The 8603-nt window shown below is 62.5% G+C and carries 10 protein-coding genes; 6 read left to right on the top strand and 4 right to left on the bottom strand.

Annotation, left to right across the window (positions count from 1 at the left end):
- The first annotated feature begins 41 nt into the window (after window positions 1-41).
- Together secB and gpsA are read left to right on the top strand one after the other, a co-directional pair.
- Window positions 42-512, top strand: a complete 471-nt coding sequence (gene secB, locus ACB033_RS17860) for a protein-export chaperone SecB (protein WP_005307878.1) — start codon at window positions 42-44, stop codon at window positions 510-512.
- Between the two features lie 2 nt (window positions 513-514).
- A complete protein-coding gene (gpsA, locus tag ACB033_RS17855; RefSeq protein ID WP_025202380.1) occupies window positions 515-1519 on the top strand; it encodes an NAD(P)H-dependent glycerol-3-phosphate dehydrogenase in 1005 nt (334 codons plus the stop codon).
- An 85-nt stretch (window positions 1520-1604) separates the two neighbouring features.
- On the opposite strand, the gene nfuA is transcribed toward gpsA, so the two are convergent.
- Together nfuA and ACB033_RS17845 are read right to left on the bottom strand one after the other, a co-directional pair.
- Entirely contained in the window at window positions 1605-2183 is a 579-nt protein-coding gene (gene nfuA / locus ACB033_RS17850; protein WP_011704302.1) for a Fe-S biogenesis protein NfuA, read from the bottom strand.
- Window positions 2184-2263: 80 nt separating this feature from the next.
- Complete coding sequence (locus ACB033_RS17845) at window positions 2264-2992, bottom strand: ComF family protein (protein ID WP_139726241.1); 729 nt, start codon at window positions 2990-2992, stop codon at window positions 2264-2266.
- A gap of 37 nt (window positions 2993-3029) precedes the next feature.
- Here ACB033_RS17845 and bioH point away from each other — a divergent pair, with 37 nt between their 5' ends.
- The 4 genes from bioH (at window position 3030) to ACB033_RS17825 (ending at window position 5265) form a co-directional block, all read left to right on the top strand.
- Window positions 3030-3794, top strand: coding sequence for a pimeloyl-ACP methyl ester esterase BioH (bioH, locus tag ACB033_RS17840; RefSeq protein WP_139726240.1), 765 nt, complete (start codon window positions 3030-3032; stop codon window positions 3792-3794).
- A gap of 71 nt (window positions 3795-3865) precedes the next feature.
- Window positions 3866-4099, top strand: a complete 234-nt coding sequence (locus tag ACB033_RS17835) for a flagellar basal body rod C-terminal domain-containing protein (protein WP_017788654.1) — start codon at window positions 3866-3868, stop codon at window positions 4097-4099.
- 1 nt (window position 4100) lies between these two features.
- Window positions 4101-4898, top strand: a complete 798-nt coding sequence (locus ACB033_RS17830) for a putative metalloprotease CJM1_0395 family protein (RefSeq protein ID WP_139726239.1) — start codon at window positions 4101-4103, stop codon at window positions 4896-4898.
- 88 nt (window positions 4899-4986) lie between these two features.
- Window positions 4987-5265 (top strand): hypothetical protein, encoded by a 279-nt coding sequence (locus tag ACB033_RS17825; protein WP_005307922.1) that lies wholly within the window; start codon window positions 4987-4989, stop codon window positions 5263-5265.
- A gap of 58 nt (window positions 5266-5323) precedes the next feature.
- On the opposite strand, the gene ACB033_RS17820 is transcribed toward ACB033_RS17825, so the two are convergent.
- A complete protein-coding gene (locus ACB033_RS17820) occupies window positions 5324-7633 on the bottom strand; it encodes a Tex family protein (RefSeq protein ID WP_139726238.1) in 2310 nt (769 codons plus the stop codon).
- Between the two features lie 279 nt (window positions 7634-7912).
- Entirely contained in the window at window positions 7913-8386 is a 474-nt protein-coding gene (greB, locus tag ACB033_RS17815) for a transcription elongation factor GreB (protein WP_042050306.1), read from the bottom strand.
- Window positions 8387-8603 lie beyond the last annotated feature (217 nt).

The following is an 8603-nucleotide window of genomic DNA, read 5'->3' as shown; positions in this document are numbered from 1 at the left end:
GGCCTGCGCCCACCTATTTTCATAAAAAGGAATCAAACAAAATGGCTGAAGAGATCAACAACCAGGAAGTGCAACCGGAATTCCACATCCAGCGCGTCTACACCAAGGACGTCTCCTTCGAAGCGCCGAACACCCCGCACATCTTCCAGAAAGAGTGGCAGCCGGACGTCAAGCTGGACATGGACACCAAGACCAACATCCTGGCCGACAGCGTCTATGAAGTGGTACTGACCCTGACCGTCACCTGCAAGCTGGAAACCGAGACTGCCTTCCTGTGTGAAGTTCAGCAGGCCGGTATCTTCACCATCGGCAACCTGCCGGAGCCGCAACTGGCCCACTGCCTAGCTGCCTTCTGCCCGAACATCCTGTTCCCGTACGCCCGTGAAGCGGTGGCCAACCTGGTGAGCAAGGGTTCCTTCCCGCAGCTGAACCTGGCACCGGTCAACTTCGATGCCCTGTTTGCCCAGCACATGGCACAGGCTCAGGCCCAGCAGGCGACTGCGGAAGCCTGATAATGGCTGACCAGATCGCTATCTCGGTCTTGGGGGCGGGGTCTTACGGCTCCGCCCTTGCCATTTCTCTGGCGCGCAACGGTCATCCGACCCTGCTGTGGGGCCACGACCCTGCCCATGTCGCCGAGCTGGAACAGGACCGCTGCAACAAGGCATTCTTGCCGGATGTCCCCTTTCCCGCCGATCTGCAGCTGACCGCGGATCTGCAACAGGCGGTGCAAGCCGCCCCCGTACTGCTGCTGGTCGTGCCAAGCCATGTGTTCGGCCAGGTACTGGCCCGGGTCAAACCCTTCCTGCGCCCCGATACCCGTATCGCCTGGGCCACCAAGGGGCTGGAGCCGGACAGCGGCCGCCTGTTGCAGGACGTGGCCCGCGAAGTGCTGGGTGACGAGATGCCGCTGGCGGTCATCTCCGGCCCTACCTTCGCCAAGGAGCTGGCCGCCGGTTTGCCGACCGCCATCTCGGTGGCCTCGACCCACGACGATTTCGCTGACGATCTCTCCCTGCTGCTGCACTGTGGCCGTTCGTTCCGGGTCTATACCAATCCGGACTTCATCGGTCTGCAGCTGGGCGGGGCGGTCAAGAACGTCATCGCCATCGGTGCCGGTCTCTCCGACGGGCTGGGTTTTGGCGCCAACGCCAGGACCGCGCTCATCACCCGTGGCCTGGTAGAGATGCAGCGCCTCGGCGCCGCGCTCGGGGCCGACACCAAGACCTTCATGGGGATGGCGGGGCTCGGGGATCTGGTGCTGACCTGTACCGACAACCAGTCGCGCAACCGTCGCTTCGGTCTGGCCCTCGGGGCCGGCAAGGATGTGAACACCGCCATGACCGAGATCGGCCAGGTGGTGGAAGGCTATCGCAACACCAAGGAGGTGCATCTGCTGGCGGCCCGCTGTGGCGTCGAGATGCCCATCTGCGAGCAGATCTTCAAGGTGCTGTACGAAGGCAAGAATCCGAAAGAGGCGGCCATCGCCCTGCTGTCGCGAGACAAGAAGGACGAATAATCCGCCCCCGTCGCAGAATGCAAAAGGCCCCGCTAGCTGGCGGGGCCTTTTCTTTGCAGCATGTCTTTACCACAAGGGCAGCAAATCAGTAGTAGGAGTGATCGCCGCGCTGGTGCTCGGTGGCATCCTTGACGCCGTTGAGCTCGCCCGGGAACTTCTCCAGCAGCTGCTTCTCGATCCCCTCTTTCAGGGTGTAATCGACCATGGAGCAACCGTTGCAACCACCGCCGAACTGCAGGATGGCCAGCTTGTCCTCGGTCAGTTCGACCAGGGTGACCTTGCCGCCGTGACCGGCCAGCATGGGGTTCACCTCGGACATCAACACGTACTCGATACGGTCGATCAGCGGGGCGTCGTCGGCCACTTTGCGCATCTTGGCGTTCGGGGCTTTCAGAGTGAGCTGGGAGCCCATCTGATCGGTGACAAAATCGATGGTGGCATCCACCAGGAAGGGGGCGCTCAGGGGGTCGACCAGGCAGTCGAAGCCGCTGAAGGGCAGGTGTTGATCTTCCGGATCGACCGCGTCGGGTGGGCAATATGATACGCCGCACTCGGCATTCTGGGTTCCCGGATTGACCACAAACACCCGGATATTGGTGCCATCAGGCTGTTTTTCCAGCAGTTTACGGAAATGGGCCTGGGCGGTGTCGGAAATGCTGATCATCACTATCCTCATAAACCTGAGTGTACGACTAGGGTATTCATGATAACTCTGTTGGCAAGGCTTGGGTAGCGTGCCGTTGGCTACTTGAGGTGCTTGAGGGTACGACAGATGGCCCACACTTCCACCTTTGTGACTCCGCTCTCATGCAGTAGGCGGGTGAGGTGGCCGGCGGTGGCGCCCGTGGTGACCACGTCATCGAGCAGCGCCACGTGCTGATAATCATGGGGGCGGATCTGGAATGCGCCGCGCAGATTGCGCCGCCGTTGGCCCGCACTCAACTTGGTCTGCTGCGGCGTTGCCCTGACCCGGCGCAGCAGCCGATTATCGCAGGGGATGCCGGTCAGCTCGCCGAGGGCGCGGGCTATCTCTTCTGCTTGGTTGAAGCCACGCCACCACTGGCGCCACCAGTGCAGGGGGACCGGAATGATGGCCTGTGGCGGCTCGCGGCAATCCAGATGATCCGCCAGCACCCTGGCGAGCAGCGGGGCCAACAGGATCTGGCCGGAATACTTCAGCCGTGGGATCAGCATGGGGTAGGGCGGCCGGTAGTCACCGATGACCTGTAGTCGCTCCCAGGGCGGCGGCCTGCGCTGGCAGCGACCGCAGATCGGCTCGCGTGCTTCATCCAGTGCCGGCAAGGGGGCAGCACACAAGCGGCAGCTGTGGTCAGCCTGCTGCAGGGCCAGTCGACACCAGCTGCACAATAGGGGATCAACATCGCAAGGTTGCTGGCAGAGCAGGCAACAGCCCTGCCAGTCGGCATGACTGCCGAGGATCGGACTTGCTTTGGCGAGCAGCCGCTTTAACATGCTGACCCCAACAGAGTGAACAGGATCTTGAGTCTAGATGAGCGTATCGGTAGAGCGGTTTGGTCAGGGGCCCGATCTGGTGCTGTTGCACGGATGGGGGATGAATGGCGCGGTCTGGCACGGCATTGTGCCGGCCCTGGCGGCTCGCTATCGCGTCCATCTGGTGGATCTGCCAGGCTTTGGCAACAGCCCGCTGGCGGGTGAGGCCGAGTACAGTCTGCCCTGGCTGGCGGAGCAGGTTGCTGCCATCCTGCCGGAGCAGTGCCATTTGTTGGGTTGGTCCCTCGGTGGCCTGGTGGCAAGCCAATTGGCCTTGAACCATCCCGAGCGACTGCACTCCTTGATCACGGTGGCCAGTTCCCCCTGTTTCATGGCCCAGGGCGAGTGGCCGGGGATCGCCCCCAAGGTGCTGACCGGGTTCAACCAGATGTTGGCGGGAGACTTCAAGCAGACCATCGAACGCTTCCTGGCGATCCAGGCCATGGGCAGCGAACACGCCAGAGATGACATCCGTCAGTTGCGCCACTGGCTGGCGGAGCGGCCCGCCCCACAGCTGGCTGCGCTGGAGGCGGGGCTCGATTTGCTGGCCGATGTCGATCTGCGCGATGAGCTGGCGCAGTTGAACCTGCCCTGGCTGCGGGTATACGGTCGGCTGGATTCGCTGGTGCCCAAAGCCTCCATTCCTCTGCTGGACGAGCGCTACCCGGCCAGCCGCAGTGTGGTGCTGGAAAAGGCCTCACACGCGCCCTTTATTTCTCATCCACAGCAGTTCATTGAAATCATTGAACATTTTGTAGGTTGAAAAATAGTCAATTTGCTTCATTAATCCTCTGGGGTGACGGATAATTAATCCAGAGTCAGAGGAGAATTGTCATGCGTATAGATTCTGCATTGAACAGCGGTGTACAGGGGTTCCAGCGTGCGGAGCAGGTCGCCGACAAGGCATCCAATCAGATCGCCAGGCTCAACACCCCGAGCGGTGACAAAGTACAGTTGCCCGAGGAACTGGTGAACCTCAAGAGTGCCGAGGTGCAGGCCGGTGCCTCCGCCAAGGTGATCCAGACCGCCAGCGACATGATGGGAACCCTGATCGACATCCGGGTGTGACATGAACATCAATGTCAGTATGCCGACCATCATTCCCAACCAGCTGCAACCGCAGACGGAATCGGCACGCACTGACAATCGCCGCGCAGCCCTCATCCCCCAGAGCCGCCAGACCGAGGCCTTCAATGCCGAGCCCGAGGTCGGCTCCCAGAAAGACAAATCCAGATCCACTCAGGCCAACGCCAATCAGACCTCCCAGCAGGCACGGGAGGGCTCCCAGACCGGCAACCCGCAGGCTGCCGTCGACAACCGTTTCGTCGAGGCCACCGGTGAAGACGGCCAGCGCAACAAGCAGCAGGATCCCAAACAACAAGAACAGCAGCAGAAACAGGAGCTGCAGGTCAAGGAGCTGGCAGACAGGGATCAGGAGGTGCGAACCCACGAGCAGGCGCATCAGAGCACTGGCGGTCAGTATGCCGGCAGCCCGACCTACCAGTTTGCCATGGGGCCGGATGGCAAACGCTATGCCACCGGTGGCGGCGTTTCCATCGACATCAGCGTCATTCCCGGCGACCCCAGGGCCACCATCGCCAAGATGCAGCAGGTACGTGCCGCCGCACTGGCGCCGGCACAACCCTCCTCCCAGGACCTGAGTGTGGCAAGGAGTGCCGCGGCCAAGGAGGCACAGGCCCGCAAGGCGCTGATCTCTGCCGATCCGGACTCCACCTTGAAGGCCGATGGCAGTGCCAAGACCGGGGTGTTGAATGGTTACATGGAGCAGCGCAACCAGGTCATTGCCCAGCGCTATCAGCAGGCGGTCAAGCCAGCGACTCCGCAGAGCTTCAACCTGAGCGTCTGAGCCTGGCAATTCCCCCTGTTTTTCCCCCGCACGCGACTATTTGCAACTACTCTGAGGGGTAATCCCATCCACACTCACAGGAGTCGTCATGCACTTTGATGAAGTCAAACCGGAAGATTTTGCCACCTTCTCCCGTGTCCCTCCGCCGCACCTCCAGATGGAGCAGTTTTTGATGCAGCTCGGTGGAGGCGGTACCGAAGGCACCCACTTCAAGAAAAAGGTGATGCTGGCGGCAGGGTGGAGTCATACCGGCGTCGTCTCTTATGGCAAATATCCACAAGAGGCCTGCAAGGCATTCAACCGGCTGCGGGAGGTGCTGGCGGCCCATCAGGAGGCTGACGCTATTCTGAGCGCACTGGCCGAGTGAGGCGGCAGCACCACCGGCACAAAAAAGCCCCTCGCGGGGCTTTTTGCATTCTGGGGACTTATTTCTTCAGTTTGGAGAGGGCGGCGGCGAAGGCGCTGCCCATGGCACCGTCGGTCGGGGTGCTCTGACGGGGGGCCTGTTTCGACTTGGCGTTGTTGCCGGTATGGCGCGGCTCGGCCGGCTTGCGCGCCGGCTGGCCGGCCTTCTCATCCAGACGCATGGTCAGGCTGATGCGCTTGCGCGGTACGTCCACCTCCAGCACCTTGACCCGGACGATGTCGCCGGCCTTGACCACCTCGCGAGGATCCTTGACGAAGCGATCGGTCAGGGAGGAGATGTGCACCAGGCCATCCTGATGGACGCCGATGTCGACGAAGGCGCCGAAGTTGGTGACGTTGGTGACCACCCCTTCCAGTACCATCTCGGGCACCAGATCGCTGATTTTCTCCACCCCTTCCTTGAAGGTGGCGGTTTTGAACTCGGGGCGCGGGTCACGGCCCGGCTTGTCCAGCTCGCCGATGATGTCGGTGACGGTGGGCACGCCAAACTGCTCGTCCGTGTAGTCGGCGGGTTTGAGGGTGCGCAGCAGGCTGCTGTTGCCTAGCAGGCTGTCCACGGTCTGCTCCAGTTTGGCGAGGATCCGCTCCACCACTGGGTAGGATTCCGGGTGTACCGCCGAGCCATCCAGCGGGTTGCTGCCGCCACGAATACGCAGGAAGCCGGCACACTGCTCAAATGCCTTGGGACCGAGCCGGCTCACCTTCAGCAGTTGCTGGCGGTGCTGGAAGGCGCCGTGTTCGTCGCGGTAGGCGACGATGTTCTGGGCCAGGGTCTGGGAGAGGCCGGAGACCCGGTTCAGCAGGGCGACCGAGGCGGTATTCACATCCACCCCCACCGCGTTCACGCAATCCTCGACCACCGCATCGAGCCGGCGGGCCAGCTGGCTCTGGCCGACGTCGTGCTGGTACTGGCCGACGCCGATGCTCTTGGGATCGATCTTGACCAGCTCGGCCAGCGGATCCTGCAGGCGGCGGGCGATGGAGACGGCGCCGCGCAGGGAGACGTCCAGATCCGGGAATTCCTGGGAGGCAAGCTCGGAAGCGGAGTAGACCGAGGCCCCAGCCTCGCTCACCACGATTTTCTGGGCTTTGGCGGCCGGGTAGCGCTCGAACAGGTCGCTCACCAGGCGGTCGGTCTCCCGTGAGGCAGTACCGTTGCCGATGCTGATGAGTTCGACCTTGTGCTTCTGGCACAGCTCGCTCAGGGTCTTGAGGCTCTGGTCAATCTGGCGCTTGGGTTCGAACGGATAGATGGTCGCGGTATCGACCAGCTTGCCGGTGGCATCCACCACGGCCACTTTGACCCCGGTGCGGATGCCGGGATCCAGCCCCATGGTGCAGCGCATGCCGGCCGGTGCCGCCATCAGCAGATCCTTGAGGTTCATGGCGAACACCTTGATCGCCTCCTCTTCTGCTGACTCGCGGATGCGGCCGATCAGCTCGGTCTCCATCTGCAGGGAGAGCTTGATCTTCCAGGTCCAGCTCACCACCCCCTGCAGCCACTTGTCGGCCGGGCGACTTTGCAGGTTGAGCCTGAGGTGATGGGCGATGATCCCCTCGCAGGGGCTGGCGCTCTCGTCGTCACCGGTGACCAGCGCCAGGTTGAGGATCCCCTCGTTGCGGCCGCGCAGCATGGCCAGCACCCGGTGGGAGGGGGCCTTGTGCAGCGGCTCGTCGTGCTCGAAGTAGTCCTTGAATTTGGCCCCTTCCTGCTCCTTGCCTGCCACCACGCTGGCGCGCAGGGTGGCGCTCTGCCACACATAGTCCCGCAGCTTCTCAAGGAGATCCGCCTGCTCGGCGAAGCGCTCCATCAGGATGTAGCGGGCACCGTCGAGGGCGGCCTTGTTGTCGCTGATCCCCTGCTCGGCATTGAGGAAGCGGGCCGCCTCCTGTTCGGGATCTTTCATCGGGTCGCTCAGCAGCAGGTCGGCCAATGGCTCCAGCCCCGCCTCGATGGCCATCTGCCCCTTGGTGCGGCGCTTGGGTTTGTAGGGGAGGTAGAGGTCTTCCAGCCGGGTCTTACTGTCCGCCTCGCTCAGCTCGCGGGCCAGCTCGGGGGTCAGCTTGCCCTGCTCTTCGATGGAGCGCAGGATCACCTGGCGGCGATCCGCCAGTTCGCGCAGGTAACCGAGCCGGCTCTCCAGGGTGCGCAGCTGGCTGTCGTCCAGACCGCCAGTCACCTCTTTGCGGTAACGGGCGATGAAGGGGACGGTGGCTCCTTCGTCCAGCAGGCGAACGGCGGCCTGCACCTGTTCCGGGCGGGCATTCAGCTCACCGGCAATCTGATGTTCTATTACGTGGCTTTGCATCGAGGGTCTCTGTAGTCGGGTCCAGAACAACGGGCTGGCGCGAGGGCGATGTCGCCGGGCAAGAGGCTGTCAGGGCGGTACTCAAGGTATCAGCCAGGCCACTGCCGCGCGGGCCGGTTGGCGCCACAAGGCGCCGGGTGTGAGCACTATATGGGCTCGGGCAGCGGGATGCCAGCCCTGGTAGAGAGGGCGGTGTCCGCCCTGGATGAGAGGCGAAGCAAACCCATGCTGGCTGTGGTAGCCGGTTGGCAGGGCTGGTGGCTGTGGCGTGACAGCGGCTTATTTGGGATAGCTGATCTCATTGATGTACCAGCAGGCGTCACCGACTGGCGTACGCACTATGGCCTCGTCACCCACCTCTTTCTTGAGCAGGGCGCGGGCCATGGGGGAGTCGATGGAGATGTAATCCTTGCGCTCGAAGATTTCGTCATAGCCGACGATGCGAAAACGCTTGGTATCTCCCTCCTCGTTTTCCACCTCGACCCAGGCGCCGAAGAAGACCTTGCCCTCCTGGGCGGGGGAGTAGTCGACGATCCCCAGCTCCTCGAGGCACTTGCGCAGGTAACGGACCCGCCGATCGATCTCCCGCAGCCGCTTCTTGTTGTACTGGTAATCCGCATTCTCGCTGCGATCGCCGAGGCTGGCCGCCCAGGCCACTTTGCGGGTGGTCTCGGGGCGCTCCTCGCGCCAGAGGAGATCGAGCTCCTGCTTGAGCTTGTTGTAGCCTTCACGGGTGATCAACTTGGTCTTCATGGCGGGTCCCTGTGTCGATGGGGCGGATGAGCCTCTTATGGCTCGGCAGATCTTATCCGCTGTCGCCTTGCTGTCGAGCAAAAACTGGCAGGCCGGATGACGTTGTGGGCAGGGGAAAAGAGGCGTCATGCCAGCAGTACGGGCAATAACCGGTAACATATTTATGCTTTGCCGTTACGAGTCCGGGCTCTAGTATTGGCAGCATATCGAGAGGAGA

This window comes from Aeromonas sp. S15(2024), from assembly GCF_041402265.1.
Lineage (GTDB): Bacteria > Pseudomonadota > Gammaproteobacteria > Enterobacterales > Aeromonadaceae > Aeromonas > Aeromonas dhakensis.
This window is presented reverse-complemented; position numbering and strand designations above follow the sequence as displayed.

What these genes read in the sequence shown, in the direction of transcription:
- ACB033_RS17845 (WP_139726241.1), bottom strand. Translation starts at nt 2,992, where the DNA reads ATGTTAAAGCGGCTGCTCGCCAAAGCAAGTCCGATCCTCGGCAGTCAT.
- nfuA (WP_011704302.1), bottom strand. Translation starts at nt 2,183, where the DNA reads ATGATCAGCATTTCCGACACCGCCCAGGCCCATTTCCGTAAACTGCTG.
- bioH (WP_139726240.1), top strand. Translation starts at nt 3,030, where the DNA reads ATGAGCGTATCGGTAGAGCGGTTTGGTCAGGGGCCCGATCTGGTGCTG.
- ACB033_RS17825 (WP_005307922.1), top strand. Translation starts at nt 4,987, where the DNA reads ATGCACTTTGATGAAGTCAAACCGGAAGATTTTGCCACCTTCTCCCGT.
- ACB033_RS17830 (WP_139726239.1), top strand. Translation starts at nt 4,101, where the DNA reads ATGAACATCAATGTCAGTATGCCGACCATCATTCCCAACCAGCTGCAA.
- secB (WP_005307878.1), top strand. Translation starts at nt 42, where the DNA reads ATGGCTGAAGAGATCAACAACCAGGAAGTGCAACCGGAATTCCACATC.
- ACB033_RS17835 (WP_017788654.1), top strand. Translation starts at nt 3,866, where the DNA reads ATGCGTATAGATTCTGCATTGAACAGCGGTGTACAGGGGTTCCAGCGT.
- gpsA (WP_025202380.1), top strand. Translation starts at nt 515, where the DNA reads ATGGCTGACCAGATCGCTATCTCGGTCTTGGGGGCGGGGTCTTACGGC.
- greB (WP_042050306.1), bottom strand. Translation starts at nt 8,386, where the DNA reads ATGAAGACCAAGTTGATCACCCGTGAAGGCTACAACAAGCTCAAGCAG.
- ACB033_RS17820 (WP_139726238.1), bottom strand. Translation starts at nt 7,633, where the DNA reads ATGCAAAGCCACGTAATAGAACATCAGATTGCCGGTGAGCTGAATGCC.